Annotated in this window: 12 protein-coding genes; all 12 read left to right on the forward strand. The window is 38.7% G+C overall.

The window, feature by feature from the left end:
• Positions 1 to 37 precede the first annotated feature (37 nt).
• The 12 genes from surE (at position 38) to J7E57_RS20605 (ending at position 21,400) form a co-directional block, all read left to right on the forward strand.
• Entirely contained in the window at positions 38 to 883 is an 846-nt protein-coding gene (surE, locus tag J7E57_RS20550; protein WP_215125477.1) for a 5'/3'-nucleotidase SurE, read from the forward strand.
• Between the two features lie 12 nt (positions 884 to 895).
• Positions 896 to 1,168, forward strand: a complete 273-nt coding sequence (locus J7E57_RS20555) for a stationary phase survival protein SurE (protein WP_215125478.1) — start codon at positions 896 to 898, stop codon at positions 1,166 to 1,168.
• Positions 1,169 to 1,349: 181 nt separating this feature from the next.
• Positions 1,350 to 2,453 (forward strand): lipid-A-disaccharide synthase, encoded by a 1,104-nt coding sequence (lpxB, locus tag J7E57_RS20560; protein ID WP_215125479.1) that lies wholly within the window; start codon positions 1,350 to 1,352, stop codon positions 2,451 to 2,453.
• A gap of 190 nt (positions 2,454 to 2,643) precedes the next feature.
• Positions 2,644 to 5,868 (forward strand): SusC/RagA family TonB-linked outer membrane protein, encoded by a 3,225-nt coding sequence (locus J7E57_RS20565; protein WP_215125480.1) that lies wholly within the window; start codon positions 2,644 to 2,646, stop codon positions 5,866 to 5,868.
• A gap of 11 nt (positions 5,869 to 5,879) precedes the next feature.
• Positions 5,880 to 7,535: a RagB/SusD family nutrient uptake outer membrane protein gene (locus tag J7E57_RS20570; protein ID WP_215125481.1), complete on the forward strand. Its 1,656-nt coding sequence runs from the start codon at positions 5,880 to 5,882 to the stop codon at positions 7,533 to 7,535.
• Between the two features lie 196 nt (positions 7,536 to 7,731).
• A complete protein-coding gene (locus tag J7E57_RS20575; RefSeq protein WP_215125482.1) occupies positions 7,732 to 8,736 on the forward strand; it encodes a LacI family DNA-binding transcriptional regulator in 1,005 nt (334 codons plus the stop codon).
• 212 nt (positions 8,737 to 8,948) lie between these two features.
• The gene (locus J7E57_RS20580; RefSeq protein ID WP_215125483.1) at positions 8,949 to 11,393 is read left to right on the forward strand and encodes a glutaminase family protein; all 2,445 of its coding nucleotides are present in this window, start codon (positions 8,949 to 8,951) and stop codon (positions 11,391 to 11,393) included.
• Between the two features lie 33 nt (positions 11,394 to 11,426).
• Complete coding sequence (locus tag J7E57_RS20585) at positions 11,427 to 13,607, forward strand: hypothetical protein (protein ID WP_215125484.1); 2,181 nt, start codon at positions 11,427 to 11,429, stop codon at positions 13,605 to 13,607.
• 19 nt (positions 13,608 to 13,626) lie between these two features.
• A complete protein-coding gene (locus J7E57_RS20590) occupies positions 13,627 to 15,894 on the forward strand; it encodes a GH92 family glycosyl hydrolase (protein ID WP_215125485.1) in 2,268 nt (755 codons plus the stop codon).
• A 68-nt stretch (positions 15,895 to 15,962) separates the two neighbouring features.
• A complete protein-coding gene (locus J7E57_RS20595; RefSeq protein WP_215125486.1) occupies positions 15,963 to 16,844 on the forward strand; it encodes an ROK family protein in 882 nt (293 codons plus the stop codon).
• Positions 16,845 to 17,503: 659 nt separating this feature from the next.
• Entirely contained in the window at positions 17,504 to 18,064 is a 561-nt protein-coding gene (locus tag J7E57_RS20600) for a discoidin domain-containing protein (protein WP_215125487.1), read from the forward strand.
• Between the two features lie 132 nt (positions 18,065 to 18,196).
• Complete coding sequence (locus J7E57_RS20605) at positions 18,197 to 21,400, forward strand: SusC/RagA family TonB-linked outer membrane protein (protein ID WP_251029989.1); 3,204 nt, start codon at positions 18,197 to 18,199, stop codon at positions 21,398 to 21,400.
• Positions 21,401 to 21,403 lie beyond the last annotated feature (3 nt).

Below are 21,403 nucleotides of genomic sequence, written 5' to 3' on the forward strand. Positions count from 1 at the left end.
ATTGTGCCTTGAATTTATAATCTGTATTTTTACCGGCATGACAAAGCAGGGCACAAAGCCAAATATTTTAGTTGTAAATGATGACGGGATTACAGCTACGGGCATAAAGAATTTAATGGAAGTAATGCAGGAGCTGGGCAATGTAGTGGTGGTTGCACCAGATAGTCCGCAGAGCGGAATGGGACATGCCATTACCATAGGTAAGCCGATCCGTTTTGATAAGGTTGATCTTTATGCAGGTGTAGAAATGTATAAATGCAGCGGAACCCCGGTTGATTGCGTTAAAATTGCTGTAAATAAGATTTTTAAAGGTAAAAAACCTGATTTATGCGTTTCAGGAATTAACCATGGACTAAATAATTCGATTAATGTACTTTATTCAGGTACCATGTCTGCTGCGGTAGAGGGCGCAATTGAAAAAATTCCATCTATTGGTTTCTCATTAGACGATTTTGCAGCTGATGCCGATTTTAGTCATACCAAAAAATACATTAAAAACATCTGTGAGCAGGTTTTGGTGAATGGTTTACCAGAAGGAACCCTTTTAAATGTGAATTTCCCAAAAGGCGATCAGCTAAAAGGCGTTAAGGTTTGCCGTCAGGCCAATGCAAAGTGGATGGAAGAATTTGATGAAAGAACTGACCCTTACAAACGCCCATACTATTGGCTAACCGGTGTTTTTGAAAATTTTGATAAAGGAGAAGATACCGATGTTTGGGCATTGGAGCACAATTATGTTTCTATTGTTCCGGTCCAGTTTGATTTAACGGCGCACCATGCCATACAAGCAATAAACAGTTGGGATTTTATTGGCAATAATGCTGCTAAATCTACAAGTGCCGGCACTAAAGTTTCAGCGCCAGATGGCATTAATTTAGGTTAAGCGCTTGCCATTATGATTGATCGGTTGAAAAGATTAAATAATTCGGTATGGGTTGGCTTGGGCATTGGATTACTAATACCTGGAATCTGTTGTTCAATAGCCTGGTACATCATTAACCATGTGGCGTCTCTTGCAAAAGCCGATCTTTTGTATATCGGCGGGATTGCCATAAATGCCTATACCATGCAATACTTTTTTAAATACAACAAAGAAAATATTGGCAGGGGTATATTGGCCGCAACGTTTTTGTGCGCTTTTGTATTTTTTGCTTATAAAGTTTTTTAAGAGAAATACAAGAGTAACAATGACTGATCAAGTCGGTTCGTCATTCCCAACTTGATTGGGAATCCTACTGCTATAGGCTTTAAGATTAGCTTTGCTGAGCACTTCGTGGTTCCCGCCTGCGCGGGAATGAAGATCACTTTTTTCTTACATACAATGACGTTTTTTCTATAAAAATTATAACATGAAATACTACCTCGTAGCCGGAGAAGCCTCAGGCGATTTACATGGCGCCAACTTAATGAAAGCCTTAAAAGCTGAGGACGGCGAAGCTGTGTTCAGGTATTTCGGGGGGGATAAAATGCAGGCCGAAGGTGGCGAATTGGTTAAACACTATGCTGATATGGCTTTTATGGGCTTTACAGAGGTAATTCTAAATTTAAGGACCATTTTCAAAAATCTTAAAGCCTGCAAGAACGATATTTTACAATGGAAGCCCGATGTACTGATCCTGATCGATTTTCCGGGATTTAACTTAAAAATCGCAGCGTTTGCAAAGGCCAATGGTATTAAAGTATGTTATTATATTTCGCCTAAAGTTTGGGCATGGAACCAAAAACGGGTGCTGAAAATCAAAAAGGTTGTCGATCATATGTTCTGCATTTTGCCTTTCGAAGTAGATTTCTACAAAGAATGGGGCATGCAGGTAGATTATGTAGGCAATCCATTATTAGACGAAATTGCGCAATTTACGCCTGATTTAAATTTTCGCGAAAACCATCAATTAGGAGATGGAAAAATTATCGCCCTGTTGCCTGGTAGCCGCAAGCAGGAAATAGAACGTTTACTCCCGGTGATGTTGAGCGTTACCGAAAACCATCCCGATTATATTTTCGCCATAGCAGCCGCACCAACCTTTACCGAAAGTTATTATCGCCAGTTTACGGGCGATAAAAAAGTTCATCTTCTTTTTAACAGTACCTATAATTTATTGCACCATGCCCATGCTGCAATTGTAGCTTCAGGAACAGCTACGCTAGAAACTGCTTTGTTTAAAGTGCCACAAGTGGTGGTTTATAAAGGGGGCGCGATTTCAATTGCCATTGCCAGGATGTTGGTGAAAATTAAGTTTATTTCATTGGTTAATCTTATCGTAAACAAGAAGATTGTAACCGAACTTATCCAGGAAGATTGTAACACCCAAAAGGTGAACGGAGAACTCAAAATTATCTTAACAGGGGAGGGCAGGAGTGAGATGTTAAAACATTATGATGAACTGCTTTTACTCATGGGAAAACCAGGTGCCTCGGCAAAAACGGCTAAGCTAATCTCCAAATATCTGCACTAAACTAGCTCTTCCTCAAACGTAACAATTTAAGGTTTTTTCGTTTTTTTTAAAACAATATGCTGTTTAAGGCGTTACTAAATCGTTTTGCGGAAATCCTAACTAAAGCTAATTAATCTCATTGCTCTTATTAATTTGGTAAAAATGTTGGCCGCATTGCGTAACTAATTATAAACTAAACTAGTGAGTGCCAATGAAAAACATTTTACTCAGGACGACAGGATTCCTATGCCTGGTCCTACTTTCAAGCCCCCAGTTGTTTGCAAAAATTAAGAGCGAAAAAATCAATTTCAACCGCTATTATTTTCAGCAAGACACAACTAAAAAACAAGACACAACCAAAAAGGTGCCAGTTGCAAAACCTGCTGATTCGGTAAAAGTACCACCAAACCCGCTTGGTGGCTCGCGTCCGGTAACTGCCCCTTCACCGGCCCCAACTACAGCAGCGCCTGCTACACCTGCGGGTACTACTCCTGCAGGTGTAGCAGCTCAAAAAACAATTACCGGTACCGTTGTAGATGAGCAGAAAATCGGTTTACCTGGTGTTGGTATTAAAATCCAGGGCAAAACTGGTGGTACCGTAACACAAGAGAATGGTAAATTCAGTATCAATGTTACTGCCCCAACCGATGTGCTCATATTTAGCTATATCGGTTACCAAACTAGATCTGTTCCGGCTGGTAATGGAGCAACGCCATTAACCATCAATTTAGTCCCGTCGCAATCTCAAAAATTAGATGAAGTAGTAGTGGTTGGTTACGGTACATTAAAAACAAAAGAAGTTACCTCATCAGTTGCCCATGTAGATACTTCGCAATTTAGGCAAAGTGGCGCCCGTAGTGCCTTAGATCTGGTGCAGGGTAAGGTTGCTGGATTAAACATTACCCGGGCAAATAGCTCAAATCCCAATTCAGGGCCAAGTGTACAATTGCGTGGAGTGGTTTCTGTAGCCGGAAGCGCAAGTCCGCTGTATGTAATTGATGGTATCCCAGGTGGTAATCCTGATCTTTTGCAGCAAGATGATATCTTATCGGTGGATGTATTAAAAGATGGATCAGGTGCAGCAATTTACGGTACCAGTGCCAATGCAGGTGTAATTCTGATTACTACTAAAAAAGGTAAACCAGGACCGCCAACATTTACGTATTCCAGTTATATCCGTAAGGAGTTTATCCAAAACAGATTAGACTTTTTAACGGCAGATGAATTCAGGGCTAAAATTAATGCTGGCGAAATTAATGCAGTAGATTATGGTGGAAGTGAAGATCTATATGATAAATTGGTCAATCATGACAATTTATCTCAAAACCATAATCTGGCACTATCTGGAGGAACGGATAAAACAAGCTATCGGGCAAGTTTAAACTTCCGCGATCTACAGGGTATTGCCTTAGAAAACGGCAGGAAAGAATACACCGGAAGGTTAAATATCAATCAAAAAGGTTTTGATGATAAATTAAATATCCAGTTAAATTTAGCCACCAATATTAATAATGCGAACTTACTTTCTAACGGAGTCACCTCATCATTTTTTGATAATGAACTAAATGGAAGTGGTTGGGAAGAAGAATTGGCTAAAAATCCTACAAAGCAGATTTATAATTCTGATGGTTCATTCTATTATGATAACCAGAGTACCAATCAATACGCAAAACTGTTTAACCAAACCAGTTACCGTAAGCAGCAAACAACTTCTGCCGATCTGAAAGCTGATTTCGATATTGTTAAAGGTTTAAAAGCATCAGTATTTGGATCATTACAAAGAGATTACTTTGTTGATGGTGGTTATGCTCAACTAAAGAGTGAAAATTCGGTAGAAAATAGTGATTACCCAAGTGGGGGTTACGCCTTTAAAAATAATTTCCTTTCTCAAGGTTATGCTTTTGAGCCAACTTTACAGTACAATACAACGATAGCCGATAAACATTCTTTTACCGCAATGGCAGGTTACAGTTATCGCTATAACATAGAAGAGGGTGCAAAATCAAATACCCGCGGCTTCTTAAACGATCAGTTTAACGAAGATAATTTAGGGGCCGGCCAAGCTTTGGCTGATGGTAAAGCAGGGATGGACAGTTACAAAAATGACAATACCTTAATCGCCTTCTTTGGAAGGATTAACTACTCATACGATAACAAATATTTGTTGCAGTTAATTTTAAGGCACGAAGGTTCTTCCAGATTTGGTGACAATAACAAATGGGGTAATTTCCCCGCTGTTTCATTGGGTTGGAATGTTACCGAAGAAGGTTTTATGAAGGATGTGAAATGGGTTAATTATCTAAAATTAAGGGCAGGTTACGGTGTAACCGGTAACTCAGGCTTTGCTAACAATGCATCAAGGGTAACGCTTGGTGGAGGTGGTAAATATCTGTATCCTGATGGTAGCTACCGCGAAACCTATGGGCCAACAATTAATCCAAATCCTTTTCTTAAATGGGAATCCAAACGCGAAACCAATATTGGTGCCGATTTTACCTTGTTTAATAGTAAGTTAACAGGTTCATTAGACGTATTTGATAGAACAACTAAAGATTTATTGGATACTTACATTACGCCTCAGCCACCTTATGTTCAATCTACAATTTACGCTAATGTTGGTAATATTTCATCAAGAGGTATAGAGCTTGCCCTAAGCTACCAGGCCGTTAAAACAAAAGATTTTACGTTTAGTATGGATTTTACAGGTAGTACGATTAAAAACACGCTTAATTCTTATTCGAACGATGTTTTTGCTGTTAAATACAAAACATTTGGTGGAATTGGTGGTGCTGGAGATTTAGGGGATGCCATTACCACTTACGAAGGTGAAGATGTTGGTGTTTTCTATGGCAAACGTTTTGCTGGTTTCGATGCCGATGGTAAATGGCTGTTCTTTAATAGAAATGGTGTTCCGGTACGTAATGATCAGATCAACAATTCAAAAGATAAAAACGTATCAGACTTAGCGCCAATAGGTAATGCCATTCCGAAATATTATGCATCCTATACCGCTAATTTTACTTATAAAAACTTCGATTTCAGGGTGTTCTTGAGAGGTAAATTCGATTACGATATCTTAAACACAACAGCACTATCTTATGGTAACCCGGCCATTACCGGATCTAATTATCTGAGAGATGCATTCGGAAAATATAGCCAGATCAAAGATACCTACATGTACTCCGACTATTATATCGAAAGTGGTACAAACGTTAAAATTGATGAGGTTACGCTTGGTTACAGCTTTAAGTTAAAAACTAAATACATCCGCAACCTACGTATTTATGCTACGGGTCAAAACTTAGCAACCATTACCGGTTACACGGGCAACGATCCGGATTTCGTTCAAGATACGGGCTTAGGTCCCGGTATTGATAGCCGTGGTGCTTATCCAAGTACGAGATCATTTTTGTTCGGTGTTAATGTAGGATTCTAATAGAAAATAAAATGAAAAACAAATCAATAATATATACGGCGCTTGCGCTATTTGTTGGTATGGCTTCTGCCTGCACCAACTTAGATGAGAATGCATACGATGTTATTCCTGCAGAAAAATTTTACACTAATAAAAATGAGGTAATTTCTGCCGTATTAAGACCATATACCCATGCCAATGCCTGGGTAACACCATCACAACAAGATGGCTGGTGGCGCCTGGCAGAACTTTCTGCCGATCAGCTGGCCTGGCCAACAAAAGGTCCGCATGGCGAAGATGGCGGTAAATGGAAAAGATTGCATTACCACTCATGGACGGTAGACGAAGGAGGAATCAACAATGCCTGGGCTTTAATGTATGGCGGGGTTGGCTACTGTAATGATCCGATTGCAAATATTGGATCAAGGGATATTTCTACCATGGGCATTACTCAACAAGAAAAAGACGGCTACATTGCTGAATTAAAACTGCTCCGCGCATTTCACTATCTTAAATTGATGGATTTGTTTGGAAATATTCCACTGGCAACCGATATTGTAGATCCTGCCAATCCGGTTTTGCCAAATACAACCAGCCGTAAGGATGTTTTTGCTTTTATTGAAAAAGAGATAAAAGATAACATTAACGCTGTTCCTAAATTATCAAAGGCACAGTTGGGCCGAATGAGCCAGGCAAGCGGTTATGCTATGCTGGTAGAACTGTACCTCAATGCAGAAGTTTGGACAGGTACGCCACGTTGGGATGAATGTATTGCGGCCGCCGATAAATTAATCAATAATGAAGCAGGTGGCCAAAACGGCAATATGGATCTTGATCCTAACATTTCCGATCAGTTTAAAAACACCAACGATTTGTCAAAAGAGGTAATATTTTCTATAGCCTACGATTTTACAAGAGCCAAATTTGAACCATCGTGGACAGGAGAGTTTTATCACTTTGCACAAAGAGATATTTATGGTGGAGGTAGAAATGGCAATGATGGTATCGTGTTGGTTCCAGGAGTCTATGAAACATTTAAAACTGATGATCTTCGCAAAACGAACTGGTTATTGTTCGGTCCGCAGTTTAAGTTTACTGATCCTGCTTCTCCGGTACTTGGTACAGTAGAATATGCGGGTAAGCCCCTTTCATTTGTAGATAACATCCAAAAAAACACCAAAAATTCTACGGTATCAAACATGAGTGAAGGAGAAGAAAACAGCGGCGTCCGTTTTAACAAGTATAAGTTAGGTAACTCTTTACCTGGCATTGTTAATGGTGTACGTGTAGAACCAGATCCAAATTACAACAATACCGATTGGAATGTTTACCGTTTAACCTGGATTTATTTTGCCAAAGCAGAAGCAATAATGCGCAAAAATGGTGGTGTTGCAACTGCAGATGCTGTAGCCTTAATCAATACCTGTAAAAAAAGGGCTTATACAGCAGCTACCTGGCCGTCTCATGAATATACAACTGCTTCACTATCTTTAGATGAATTGCTTGCAGAAAGGGGAAGAGAATTCATTTTCGAGGGTTTTAGACGAGATGACCTTATCCGTTTCAGTAAGTTTACAACTACTACTTGGTGGGATCACACAGCCTCGTCAGCTTTTAGGAATTTATATCCGATTCCACAAAGACAGAGAGACTTAAATACGAAACTCACCCAAAACCCTGGATATTAATTTTGATACAAAAGGCGCTTCAATAGCGCCTTTTGTTGTTTTAAGCTTTCATATTTATGCTGTGCCGCCCTTTAACAAGCGTTTCTAAAACGATTAACATAAAAAATGTTAAATTGCGTTTCTATAATATGCAAAATTTAAAAGCTGCAATTTTTATTTAGCTTTGAATTGATTAACTTAAAAGAAATCCAACCAAATGAAATCGCTTTCTATCAAAGATATAGCTGTAAAAGCAAACGTATCCATTACCACAGTTTCCTTTATTATTAATGGTAAAGCTAAAGAGAAATCGATAAGCGAAGCAGTAATAGAGAAAGTAGAAAAAATTATCGAAGAAAGTGGTTATAAACCTAATCAGATTGCGCGGAGTTTACGTACCGGTAACTCCAACATCATTGGTTTAATTATTGAAGATATATCTAACTCTTTCTTTTCGAGAATAGCGAGGTTAATCGAAGATAAGGCCTATAAAAAAGGATATAAAATTATTTATTCCAGCACCGAAAACAGCGTAGATAAAGCAAAAGAATTAATCAATATGTTCAAATCGCGTAAGGTTGATGCCTACATTATCTCACCGATTAAAGGAATAGAAGAAGATATTCAGATGCTTTTGGATGACGGCAATCCGGTAATCTTGTTTGATAGAAATTTACCAGACATAAATACCAGTTACGTTGGGGCCGATCATTTTAATGCTTCTTATCAATCTATACAGAGTTTCATCGATCAGGGCAAAAAGAACATTGCGTTGGTTACCACCGATATCAATGTAGAACAAATTATCGAACGTTACGATGGTTATAAAAAAGCGTTAGAAGATAACGGAATCAAATATGACGACAGTCTGGTTTTAAAGATCCATTTTAACCAGGAAGAAAGTGAAACTATCGAGCAGATCAAAACACTTTTTGAACATAAAAAAATCGATGCGGTTTTGTTTGCAACCAATTATTTGGCTATTAGCGGTTTAAAAGTATTGAAAAAGATCAATAAAAAAATAGGGGATGACTTCGCAGTTATCGCATATGATGATCATGAGGCTTTCGAACTGCATACCCCCGGAATCTCAACGGTTCAGCAGCCACTTGAAGAAATTGCAGAGAATGTAATTAAACTCATCCTTAAGCAACTGTCAACCAAAACCAAATTAGAAAACCAACAGGTTATTATTCCAGCCAAATTAATTATTAGAGATTAAATTTTTGGTAACTTAAATGTTACGACGCGCTATTTTAATATGATTTTAATTTCTTTAATATTGGGTAGGTAAAACGTTTTACTTTAATATGGCTCTAACAACAAAAAACCATCTTAAACTAGAATTATCTTCCATATTTACGTTCAGTTTTCAGAATAAAAATATTTGGTTGATAAATTAAGTAAAACGATTTATCAACCAAATATTAATTTATGAGAAAACTTTCCTTAGTAGCACTTTGTCTTTTTTTTAATTTAATTACAAAAGCACAAGATAAAGCACCCGCTTATCCTTTAATTACACATGATGCATATTTCAGTATTTGGTCTTTCGGCAATGGGCTTAACCAATCGGTAACTAAACATTGGACAGGCAAGGAGCAATCTTTGCTGGGCATTATAAAAGTAGATGGTAAATTTTACCGGTTTTTAGGGGAGGAAAGCAAAACCTTTAAAGAAATACTCCCAGCTGCCGATGCATTAAAATACCAGGCCAGCTACAGTTTCGACAAACCTGAAGCAGGTTGGGAAGATAACAGTTATAATGATAATAGTTGGAAAAAAGCTGAAGCCCCTTTTGGAGACGATAATTCTGCCAAAACAAAATGGAATAGCGATGATCTTTATTTTAGAAGGACCTTCGATGTAGACAATGTATCGGCTGCAAAAAAATACCTGAAACTCAATCACGATGATAATGTAATTGTTTATTTAAATGGTAAAGTAATTTACAAAAAGAACGGATGGGTTTCTGATTATAGCTACTTACCAATCGAGGATGGTATCTTAAAAACAGGAAAAAACGTATTGGCCATCCATTGTAAAAATACAGCAGGTGGCAGGCATTTAGATGCCGGGATTGTAGAAGAAGATGCAGATAATGTAAAAATTGCTCCCGCCACTCAAACCAATGTGTCTATAGAGGCTACCACTACCAAATATACTTTTAGCTGTGGCCATGTAGAACTACAGGTAGCTTTTACCTCCCCATTATTGCTTAACGATATTAAATTAACAGCAAGGCCAATCAGTTATATCAATTATGCTGTAAAATCTACAGATGCCAAGCCACACGGCGTAGATATTTTCTTTGGTGCATCATCGAACCTGGCCGTAAATACGCCAAACCAAAGTGTTTCGGCATGGAAGAATTCGAAAAACAATCTCTCCATCTTAAAAACAGGTACTGTAGAACAGCCAGTATTAAAGAAACGGGGCGATGATCTGCGTATCGATTGGGGCTATTTATATGTGGCCGTTCCTGCTAAGTTTAATGCCACTCAGTTTATAGCTACACAGAACGAAAGCTTAAAAAGTTTCGTCGATTCCAAATATCCAACACAAACACAGGTTTTAAATTCGAAAAGCCTAAACCTAAGCAGTATTATTCCTTTCGGTTCGGTTTCTTCAAGCCCGGTAGATAAATATATGATGTTGGGTTATGATGACCTAAAATCGGTTGAATATTTTGGTGAAAAACTGCAGCCCGTTTGGAGACAGTCTGGTTCACCGCAATTCGAAGATCAACTGGCCGAGGCCAGCGCCCAATACCCTTCGTTAAAAACCAAATGTGCCATTTTTGATGCAAAACTATACGCTGATGCTGAAAAAGCTGGTGGAAAAGAATATGCTGATATGTGTAAATTGGCTTATAGACAGGCTATTGCAGCGCACAAAATTGTATATGCACCGAATGGCGATATCCTCTTCCTATCGAAAGAAAATTTTAGTAACGGATCAATCAATACAGTGGATGTAACTTATCCATCAGCGCCACAATTTTTGGTGTACAATCCCGAATTGTTAAAAGGAATGCTGAATGGTATTTTCTATTATTCAGAAAGTGGAAAATGGAAGAAACCGTTTGCTGCACACGATTTAGGTACTTATCCTTTAGCCAACGGCCAAACCTATGGTGAAGATATGCCTGTAGAAGAGGCTGGCAATATGCTCATCTTAACGGCTGCTATTACCAAAGCAGAAGGAAATGCAAAATATGCCGAAAAACACTGGGAAGTAATGTCTGTTTGGGCAAATTACCTGTTAAGAGAAGGGTTCGATCCGGCAAACCAATTGTGTACCGATGATTTTGCAGGTCACCTGGCCCGTAATGCCAACTTATCTGTAAAGGCTATTGTGGCTTTGGGAGGTTATGCCCAAATGGCGCAGTTACTAGGTAAAACTGACGTTGCTACCAAATATAGAACCGCTGCTTTACAGATGGCTCAGAACTGGATGAAACTTGCCGATGATGGCGACCACTATGCACTAACTTTTAACGATAAAAATACCTGGAGCCAGAAATACAACCTCGTTTGGGATAAACTTTTAAAACTTGATCTTTTTCCAAGAGAGGTATACAAAAAGGAAATTAATTTCTATTTAACCAAACAAAAAGATTTCGGGTTACCATTGGATAGTCGCAGAACTTACACCAAGTCTGACTGGATTATGTGGACAGCGACTTTGGCCGATAACGAAGCAGATTTTCGAAAATTTGTAAGTCCGATATACCGCTTTGCAACCGAAACGGAGAGTAAGGTGCCATTGAGCGACTGGCATGAAACTACCAATGGGAAAATGACAGGCTTTCAGGCAAGAAGTGTTGTTGGCGGTTATTTCATCAAGATGTTAGCCGATAAATGGAATATTAAATAGCCGTTGCAAGCATAAACCTGAAAACATAAAAATATGATCTCCTTTAAATCCTGTACCTTAATTTCATTATCAATTGTAGCTTTTGCAATGCATAATAATGTTTTTGCGCAGGTAAAATCTAAAGAAAAAACTTCTTTCCAGGTTTCAGCACCCTGGAGTCCTGATTATGATGTGAGATCGGATATTGCAATGGTTTACGGTATAAACGATGGCAATGTTAGTTTCGAAGAACGTGTAAAAGGTTACCGCGATAAGGGTTATGAAGTTCAGTTTATGACTGGCATTGCCTGGGGCCAATACAAAGATTATTTCCTGGGCGAATGGGATGGTAAAAATCATTTAGATGAAGGTCAGGTCATGCAGAATGGCGAAACCATCTGGCATGGCAACAATGTTCCCTATACTGTCCCGTCAGCAAGTTACCTCGCTTACATGAAAACGCATGTAAAAAGGGCAATTGATGCAGGTGTAACGGCAATTTATTTAGAAGAACCTGAGTTTTGGGCAAGAGCTGGTTATGGTGAGGCATTTAAAAAAGAGTGGCAAAAATTTTATGGCTTCCCTTGGATGGCCCAACACGAATCGCCCGAAGCAACCTATCTTTCATCAAAATTAAAATATCAGCTTTACTTTAATGCCTTAAAAGAAGTTTTTAGCTACGTTAAAACCTATAGCTTAAGCAAGGGCAAGCGGGTTAAATGTTATGTGCCTACACATTCATTGCTCAATTATTCCTCCTGGCATATTGTAAGCCCCGAAGCCAGTTTGGCAAATCTTGACGGTATGGACGGTTATATCGCTCAGGTATGGACCGGTACGTCACGCGAACCTGTTTTTTACAATGGAAAAAGTAAGGAACGTGTGTTCGAAAATGCTTTTCTCGAATATGGATCGATGGTTTCGATGACGGCTCCAACTGGGAGGAAAATATTCTTTCTAACCGACCCGATAGAAGATAGGGCAAGATCCTGGGATGATTACAAAGTGAATTATCAGGCAACCTTTACCGCAGAACTATTGTACCCAATGGTCGATAACTATGAGGTAATGCCCTGGCCAAACCGGATTTATAAAGGCAAGTTCGTGGTAGAAGGCATGAAAGAAAAACAGCCGATTTCGCCTGATTATGCCACCCAAATGCAGGTAATGGTAAATTCGCTCAACCAGATGCCCTTATCCAAAAATAAGTTGAACGGCAGTCAGGGGATAGGTGTTTTGCTGTCAAACTCTTTAATGTTCCAGAATTTTCCAACACATCAGGGATACAGCGATCCATATCTTTCCAACACCTATGGTTTAGCCATTCCTTTATTGAAACATGGCATTCCGGTGGAAACGGTACACATCGAAAATCTCGCCAATAAGAATACATTAAAAGACATTAAGGTTTTGATTATGAGTTATTCGAACATGAAACCTTTAAGTCCCGAATACCATGAGCTATTAACAAAATGGGTTAAAAGTGGGGGCGTTCTTTTATATTTCGGAAGGGATAATGATCCATTTCAGAACATCAAAGAGTGGTGGAATACCAATGGAAATACATTTAAGGCCCCTTCAGAACATCTTTTTGGTTTGCTTGGAATAAAACCAACCAATGCCGATTCTGCCTATAGAGTTGGCAGCGGCAAAGTTTATGTGATCAGGAAAGATCCTAAAGAATTGATTATGAAAGCTGGTGGCGATACCGATTTCATCTCAGCGCTTAAAGCGGCTTACGAAACGGATGCGAAAGCTGGGGAGCTAATCATCAAAAACAATTTTGTGTTAAACCGTGGGCCTTTTGTTATCGCTGCCGTGGTAGATGAAAGCCCAAGCAACGAACCATTAACACTATCTGGAAGTTATATAGACCTTTTCAATCCCGAATTACCGATCTTAAAGCATAAAGTAATCGATCCAAAAACGCAGGCTTATCTTTTCGATCTCAATAAAATCGAAAATAAAAATAAGCCGCAAGTTTTAGCGGCTGCATCGAGGGTAACTGGTGAGCTAATTGATAAAAATAGATACAGCTTTATTTCCAAGAGTCCGGCAAACACAAATAACATCATGCGGATTTTATTGCCGGCAAAACCGGTAGCAGTTACTGCAAAAACCAGTGGAAAAGATTTAGTGCTCACTAAAAATGAGTGGGATAACCAGTCGAAAACTCTGCTTTTGGGATTCGAAAATTATAGCGAGGGTGTAGCCGTTAACATCAGCTTAAGATAATAAACACAAACACACACAAATGAAATTTAAATTAATCGCATCCATTTTATGCTGCCTTGCTGCCAAAAGTTTACTGGCGCAGCAGAAAGATTGGGTTCACTACGTTAACACACTTCAGGGCACAAATTCTAAGCACGAACTTACCAGGGGGAATACCTATCCAACGACGGCACTGCCATTTGGTATGCACACCTGGACACCCCAAACCGGCAGAAATGGCGATGGTTGGAAATATCAATATTTTAAAGATAAAATCAGAGGCTTTCAGCAAGCGCACCAATGCAGTTCATGGACGAGAGACTATGCGGTATTTTCTTTAATGCCAATGGTTGATGAACTGATTGTAAATGAAGATAAACGCGAAACTAAATTTAGTCATCAGGATGAGATTGCTAAACCAAACTATTATAAAGTAACATTCGAAAATGATATTACCACCGAAATTTCACCGTCAGCGCGTGGTGCACACCTCAGGTTTAGCTATCCAAAAGGCAAAAGAAGCTTTTTAATTTTAGACGGATACAACAGATTAAGTGGTGTTCAGATCTATCCAAAAGAAAATAAAATAACGGGCTGGGTAAACAATGGCGAAGGCTTTAAAAGAGGTTGGAAGAGTTATTTCGTAATTCAGTTCGATCAACCGATTAAGTCTTACGGTACTTGGGAGAATAAACGTAATACCATTACAAAAGATTCTATTTCTGCTGAAGGATTGGGAAAAGGTGCATTTGTACAGTTCGAATCTGGTACAAAGGTGCAGGTGAAAACTGCTTCATCTTATATTAGTTTACAACAGGCCGAACTTAATTTAAAAAGAGAACTGGGTAATGATAAGACCTTAGAAGATACCAAAGCCCATGCTGCTGCGGTGTGGAATAAATCGCTCGGTAAGATAGAAGTAGAAGGCGGATCTAAAGCAGATATGGAAACTTTTTATTCTTGCTTTTTTAGGGCAAGCCTGTTCTCCAGAAAGTTTTATGAAATAAATGAAGCCGGAAAACCATATTACTTTAGTCCGTACGACGGTAAAGTGCATGATGGATATATGTTTACCGATACGGGTTTCTGGGATACCTTCCGTGCGCAATTTCCACTAAACACACTGGTGCAGCCAGAAATGCACGGTCGTTATATGCAGGCCATGCTCGATGCCTATGAGCAATGTGGTTGGTTGCCATCATGGTCTTTTCCCAGCGAAGCTGGAAGTATGATTGGGAACCACGCTATTTCTTTGTTAACCGATGCATGGGCGAAAGGAATCAGAACGTTTGATCCGAAAAAGGCGCTAGATGCTTATTATCACGAAGCAATGAATAAGGGTCCATGGGGCCCTGCAAATGGTAGGGATGGTGTAACAGAATATAACCAATTGGGTTATGTACCTTATCCAAAATACAGAGAAGCTACAGCCAAAACACTAGAGTATGCCTACGATGACTATTGCGCTTACCATTTGGCAGAAATGATTGGAGATAAGCATTATATGAAGGTTTTTGAGAAACCCATGTTCAATTATAAAAATGTTTATGATCCTTCTACCCGTTTTATGAGGGGTAGGAACGCAGAGGGAAAATGGTCGCCAAATTTCGACCCAACGGAATGGGGAGGCCCGTTCACCGAAGGAAATGCCTGGCATTGGCAATGGTCGGTTTTTCAAGATACCAAAGGTTTAATTAATTTGATGGGAGGGAAAAGCAATTTTATCTCCAAGCTCGATTCTGTTTTCAGCGAGCCTAATAAAGTAAATGTGGGTTCGTATGGCGGGATGATCCATGAAATGACCGAAATGGTAATGGCCAATATGGGTCAATATGCACATGGAAATCAACCGATACAGCACATGGTGTACTTGTATAATTATGCCAACCAACCCTGGAAAGCACAATTTTATGCCCGCAAGGTGATGCATGAACTGTACGATGCCACAGAAAATGGTTATCCTGGAGACGAAGACCAGGGGCAAACTTCATCGTGGTATGTTTTAAGCGCACTAGGGTTTTACAGCGTAACGCCAGGTACTGGGGAGTACGTTTTAGGAAGCCCAATGTTTAAAAAAACGACTATTCATTTAGAAAACGGCAAAAAATTCGTGATTGAGGCACCCGCCAATAATGCTGCCAATGTTTATATAAAATCGGCAAGCTTAAACGGTAAAAATTATACCAAAAATTTTATAAACCATAGCGATTTGTTAAAAGGAGGGGTGTTAAAATTAGAGATGAATGTTAAACCTTCGTTAAATAGAGGATTATTAGAAGAAGATAAGCCATTTTCAATCAGTAAATAGATATTGAATTGCTACTTTTGGCGAATTAATTCAGATTATAAAGAATAGATAACAGAAATATATATAGAATGGAAAAGCCTGTTGCATTAGGTGTAGATATTGGCGGCTCGCATATTACGGCCGCATTGGTGGATTTAGAAACGAGAACTTTGGTGAAGGATTCCATCAAACGTAGCCCTGTGAATTCGCAGGAGAGTAAAGAAGTGATTTTATCGGCATGGTGCGATATCATCAATAAGGCTTTTAAAAATATTAAAAACGGTGCCCGGAATGTTGGAATTGCCATGCCTGGCCCTTTTAATTATAGTGAAGGCATTTCATTAATTAAAGACCAGGATAAGTTTAAATCACTTTACCAGATCAATGTAAAAGAAGAGCTGGCTAAACGACTGGATATCCCTGTAGAGAATATTCACTTTATAAACGATGCAGCAGGTTTTTTACAAGGTGAGGTTTTTGCTGGCGCTGCCAAAGGAAATGCCAGTGTGCTGGGCTTAACGCTTGGTACGGGCCTCGGCTCATCGCTTTGCCTCAATTATAATTATAAAGCTTTTGATGCTGACCTCTGGAACTCCGAATTTTTAGACGGAATTGCGGAAGATTACCTTTCTACTCGCTGGTTCGTAAAACGTTTTAACAAGCTTAGCGGCAAAACGGTGGATGGCGTGAAAGAATTGGTGGAAATGGTAGAAACCGATCATTTTGCCACCCGGGTATTTATGGAATTTGGTTATAACCTCGCGCTGTTCTTGATCCCTATTATTAAGGAACACAAAATAGACACTGTAATAGTTGGAGGTAATATTGCACAATCTTTTAGTGCATTTGCTCCCGAATTAATCGCAACACTTAAAGGCAATGGAATAGATACTCAAATAAAAATTTCAGAACTAAAAGAACATGCAGCATTAATTGGTGCCGCAAGCTGTTGCGATTTGAGCTTAACTTAAATGCTGGTTTTAAGCGCTGAAACTATTTAGCAAATTTCTATCAAAAGCCACGGAATTATAATTTTAATAAAATAATTCTGTGGCTTTTCCTTATTTATCCTTCATTTTTTATAAATAGGTAATTTAATCAATCATAATAGCCTGTTTTTATTACATTTTAGAGCTAATGCGAGAATTATATTGTAATTTTTTTCAAAAAGATTGAAATTAATTTTTCGTTTGCAATAATATTCTTATAATTGTTTAATAAAACGTTTTAGCTAATCAACAAACTAACTAGCCACGTCCCATTTATTTAAATATATCAGGAAAAGTTTTAATCTAATGATTGAGGCTTTTTTTTGAGGCAAATAGATAAAACGTTTTAGTATTACTTTAAAATGACTATTTGTTAATCAATAATCAAAGGAGACTTACTATGAACTAAAATTTACACCTATTAAAAAATACCATCCCGTTCCCAGCGGATAACAAACCAAACTAAAACTCAAGATGAACAAAAATTACTAAACCAGCTATTGGTAGGTATTACAGCCTGCAACAATATTTCGGTCTAATTGAAGGATGTAACTACTTCCAAAACCGATTTAACTGCCAGATTATCCATTATTCTGGCTCTCATCATTACTTTTTACTAACTAATAAACCTTAAATTAATTATGACTCTTTTAAAAATTACAAGGAGCGCTATCGGACTTTGTATGGTCCTGGTTTTGCTTCTTGGGTGTGGTAAAGAAAAATACCCCTCAGTAGATCTTTTTACCTGGAAAGCCAAAGTTGATGTAACGGCAAAAGCCGCACTCTCTGTTAACGTAGAAAACTCTGGCGGGGCTTCTGCCGGAGAAGGATCTTTAAAGGTCGTGGATAATGATATTAACTCGAAATTCCTGATCAATCCTTATCAGTCTAGCCTTTATATCCAGTTAACCTTCCCTTCACCTCAACAAGTGGCATCTTATACTTTAACATCAGGTGGCGATGCTCCTGACAGGGATCCTAAAAACTGGAAATTAAGCGGTTCTACAGATGGGAGCAACTGGGTAGATCTTGATACGAGAACAGGTGAAACATTTTCGGGTCGTAACCTGACCAAAACCTACAATTTCAAAAACAAAGTCCTGTATAAATACTACAAACTTAGTATTACGGCAAATAATAACGGCTCTTTGTTCCAGTTATCTGAGTGGCGTGTAATTGAAGTGCCTGAGGAGCAACAGTAATTTGCGGTTAAATTATTCTGTAAATAGGTATACTAAGATTTATTCTTCCGAATTAACCGGTAGGCAATAAATTTATTTTCAACTGATCAATAGACCCAATAACAGTAATTCTGTTAACAACAACTTAATTTTATGATGAAAAAAAATACAAATTTAACTGGGGGCAGGCTCAGGCTTAAAGATTGTGCTTTTAAGGCTATCGCTTTTACTTTAGCTTTAAGCAGTGGTTTTTATGCATCGGCTAATGCTTCTGCTATTAATATAAGCAGTTCGGTTTTGCTAAATCAAACCAAAGCTGATATTGTGATACGTGGTATAATAAAAGACGAAACAGGTGCACCATTACCAGGAGCAGGTGTTAAGGTAAAAGGCAGTTCTACCAGTGCAGCTGCAGACGTGAATGGCGCATTTACCATCACTGTTCCTGATCAAAATACAGTCTTGATTGTAACTTATGTTGGTTATGATACCAAAGAAATTACAGTTGGAACCCAAACTTCATTAGATATCCGTTTAAGGGAAACAGCTGGTGCTAATTTACAAGAGGTTGCCATTGTAGGTTTTGGTACGCAAAAAAAGGAAAGTTTGGTTGGTGCACAATCATCGGTAAACGTTGCTGATTTAAAACAACCAGTTTCTAGCATGAGTCAGTTATTGGCTGGTCGTATTCCTGGTGTGATAAATGTTTCGAGAAATGGTGAACCGGGTGCAACAGGATCTGATATTTTCATCAGGGGAATATCTTCACTAACAGCTGGTGATAGAGGGCCGCTAGTGATTATCGATGGGGTTCCTAACCGTAACTTAAACGACATCAGTGTGTATGATGTGGAGAATTTTACTGTGCTGAAAGATGCTGCCGCAACAGCGGTATATGGTATCCGTGGTGCAAACGGCGTAATCTTGATTAATACCAAACAAGGTAAAATTGGTACGCCGAAAATCAATGTAGAATATTATGAAGGCGTCAGCCGTTTCACCAAAAGACCTCAATTAATTGATGGTGTAGATTATATGAACTTGGCTAATGAGGCTAAATATTCAGATTATTTAAGAGGTGGTGCAGCAGGTGCATTTACACCAGCATATTCAATAGATGCCGTTCAGAAAACAGCTGCCGGTACTGATCCTATTCTTTACCCGAATGTAAATTGGTTCGATGCCATTTATAATGATTTTGGTAGAAACAGATCAGCAACAGCTAACCTATCAGGTGGTGTAAGTAATGCAAAATATTATGTATCATTAGGCTATTATGGTGAAGATGGTTTATTTAAAACTGACGACGCGATAAATTCAGCAGTTAAACAAAACTATGGCCGTTACAATGTTAGTGCAAACTTAAACTGGGATATTACAGGTACCACTAAATTAGATTTAGGTATCAAAGGTATTTTGTCGCAAAACAACTACCCAAGTAGCTTCAGCGCACAGGATATCTTTAGCCAGGCTTTCTTAATCAATCCAACCTCTTTTCCGGTTCTTTATTCAAATGGAAGTTTGCCAGGTATTAGTCCGCAGGCCGATCAACGTAATCCGTATGGTGATGTTACCAGAAATGGGTATAGGGTAGGTTACAGCAACCAGTTGTATTCAAATATGCGTTTAACCCAAGATCTAAAAGAGGTAACCCCAGGTTTATCGGTTACTACAATGTTCTCTTTTGATGTTAACAACAGCAATTCAATCAATAGGACTAAGAGAGAAACCATTTATAGAATTAACCCTAATGATCCTTATAATGTTGCGGGCAATGCTGCATCTGGTTATAAATATGGTTTAGTTCTTCAGGGGCAAGATTTCTTAAATTATGGTATTGCCAACGGTGGTGATAAGAAAATGTATTTTGAAGCTGCTGTGAACTACAACCGTACATTTGGTAAACATGCGGTAAGTGGTTTGTTTTTGTACAATCAAAATGATAACACCAATCCATTTGCAGGTAACTTAACACTTTCCCTTCCATACAGGCTACAAGGTATTGCGAGTCGTGCTACCTATGCTTACGATAATAAGTATTTTTTCGAATTTAACGTAGGTTACAATGGTTCAGAAAACTTTGCACCAGATAAACGTTATGGTTTCTTCCCTGCGATAGGTATTGGATGGTTGCTTTCTAGCGAGAAATTCTTCGAGCCACTTAAAAATACCTTCCAAATGGTTAAATTCCGTTACTCAGATGGTATTGTGGGTAGTGGTGGCAGTGGTTCTGGTTATGCAGGTAGTGAGGGCGATCGTTTCTATTATTTAACCAAAGTAGGTGATGCTGGTGGTTATACATTCGGACAGAATGGAAATCTTGGAAATAATGGATTAGGTGTAACTGCTTATGGAGTTGATGTAACCTGGGCTGAAACGCGTAAACAGGATTTAGGTTTCGAATTAAAAACATTAAACAATAACCTGTCTTTAATCGTCGATTTCTTTAAAGAAAGAAGAAAAGACCAATTTATTACCAGGGGTACCGTACCAAACTATATTGGCTTGGCTAACACACCAATTGGTAACTTAGGTGTTGTAGAAAATAAGGGTATCGATGGTACCTTGCAATATGATGCGCAGTTAGGTAAAGATTTAACGCTTAATTTAAGAGCTAACCTTACTTTCAATAAAGATAAGGTAATTGAGAATGATCAGGCACCAAAAGCTTATCCGTGGATGGAGCAACGCGGCCTTAATGTACTAGCTGCTACTCGTGTTGGCTATATTGCTGAGAAGTTATTTGACAGCCAGGCAGAGATCAATGCGAGCCCTACACAATTTGGTACACTAATGCCAGGAGATATCAAGTATAAAGATTTAAACGGCGATGGTAAAATTGATTCATTTGACCAAACTGTAATCGGTAGAGGGGATATTCCAAGTACTACTTATGGTTTCGGTTTCTCGTTAACTTACAAAAGCTTCGATTTCGGCTTGTTCTTCCAGGGACAGGATAATGCAGATATTCTTATAAATATACCTTCATTCGCCAATTCAGGTGGTTTAGGTAATATGCTTGCTGTTGCTACAGATCGTTGGACACCAACAAACCCTCGTCAGGATGCAGTTTACCCACGTTTATCTTATGGTGGTACCAACAACAACAATTACCAGTCGAGCACCTGGTGGAAACGTGATATTAGCTTCCTAAGATTAAAAAATGCAGACCTGGGTTACACCCTTAAGGAAGGCATAAAATCTATTGGTGTTAAACGCTTAAGGATATATGCTACTGGCTATAATGTTTTTACCATTAGTAAATTCAAACTTTGGGACCCAGAGCTTGGTACAAATAATGGTACGAGGTACCCATTAACCTCTAATTATTCTTTAGGTCTTACCGCTAATTTTTAAAAT

Source organism: Pedobacter sp. ISL-64, assembly GCF_018613605.1.
Taxonomy (GTDB): domain Bacteria; phylum Bacteroidota; class Bacteroidia; order Sphingobacteriales; family Sphingobacteriaceae; genus Pedobacter.

What these genes read in the sequence shown, in the direction of transcription:
- lpxB (WP_215125479.1), top strand. Translation starts at nt 1,350, where the DNA reads ATGAAATACTACCTCGTAGCCGGAGAAGCCTCAGGCGATTTACATGGC.
- J7E57_RS20590 (WP_215125485.1), top strand. Translation starts at nt 13,627, where the DNA reads ATGAAATTTAAATTAATCGCATCCATTTTATGCTGCCTTGCTGCCAAA.
- J7E57_RS20575 (WP_215125482.1), top strand. Translation starts at nt 7,732, where the DNA reads ATGAAATCGCTTTCTATCAAAGATATAGCTGTAAAAGCAAACGTATCC.
- J7E57_RS20565 (WP_215125480.1), top strand. Translation starts at nt 2,644, where the DNA reads ATGAAAAACATTTTACTCAGGACGACAGGATTCCTATGCCTGGTCCTA.
- surE (WP_215125477.1), top strand. Translation starts at nt 38, where the DNA reads ATGACAAAGCAGGGCACAAAGCCAAATATTTTAGTTGTAAATGATGAC.
- J7E57_RS20555 (WP_215125478.1), top strand. Translation starts at nt 896, where the DNA reads ATGATTGATCGGTTGAAAAGATTAAATAATTCGGTATGGGTTGGCTTG.
- J7E57_RS20585 (WP_215125484.1), top strand. Translation starts at nt 11,427, where the DNA reads ATGATCTCCTTTAAATCCTGTACCTTAATTTCATTATCAATTGTAGCT.
- J7E57_RS20605 (WP_251029989.1), top strand. Translation starts at nt 18,197, where the DNA reads ATGATGAAAAAAAATACAAATTTAACTGGGGGCAGGCTCAGGCTTAAA.
- J7E57_RS20580 (WP_215125483.1), top strand. Translation starts at nt 8,949, where the DNA reads ATGAGAAAACTTTCCTTAGTAGCACTTTGTCTTTTTTTTAATTTAATT.
- J7E57_RS20595 (WP_215125486.1), top strand. Translation starts at nt 15,963, where the DNA reads ATGGAAAAGCCTGTTGCATTAGGTGTAGATATTGGCGGCTCGCATATT.
- J7E57_RS20600 (WP_215125487.1), top strand. Translation starts at nt 17,504, where the DNA reads ATGACTCTTTTAAAAATTACAAGGAGCGCTATCGGACTTTGTATGGTC.
- J7E57_RS20570 (WP_215125481.1), top strand. Translation starts at nt 5,880, where the DNA reads ATGAAAAACAAATCAATAATATATACGGCGCTTGCGCTATTTGTTGGT.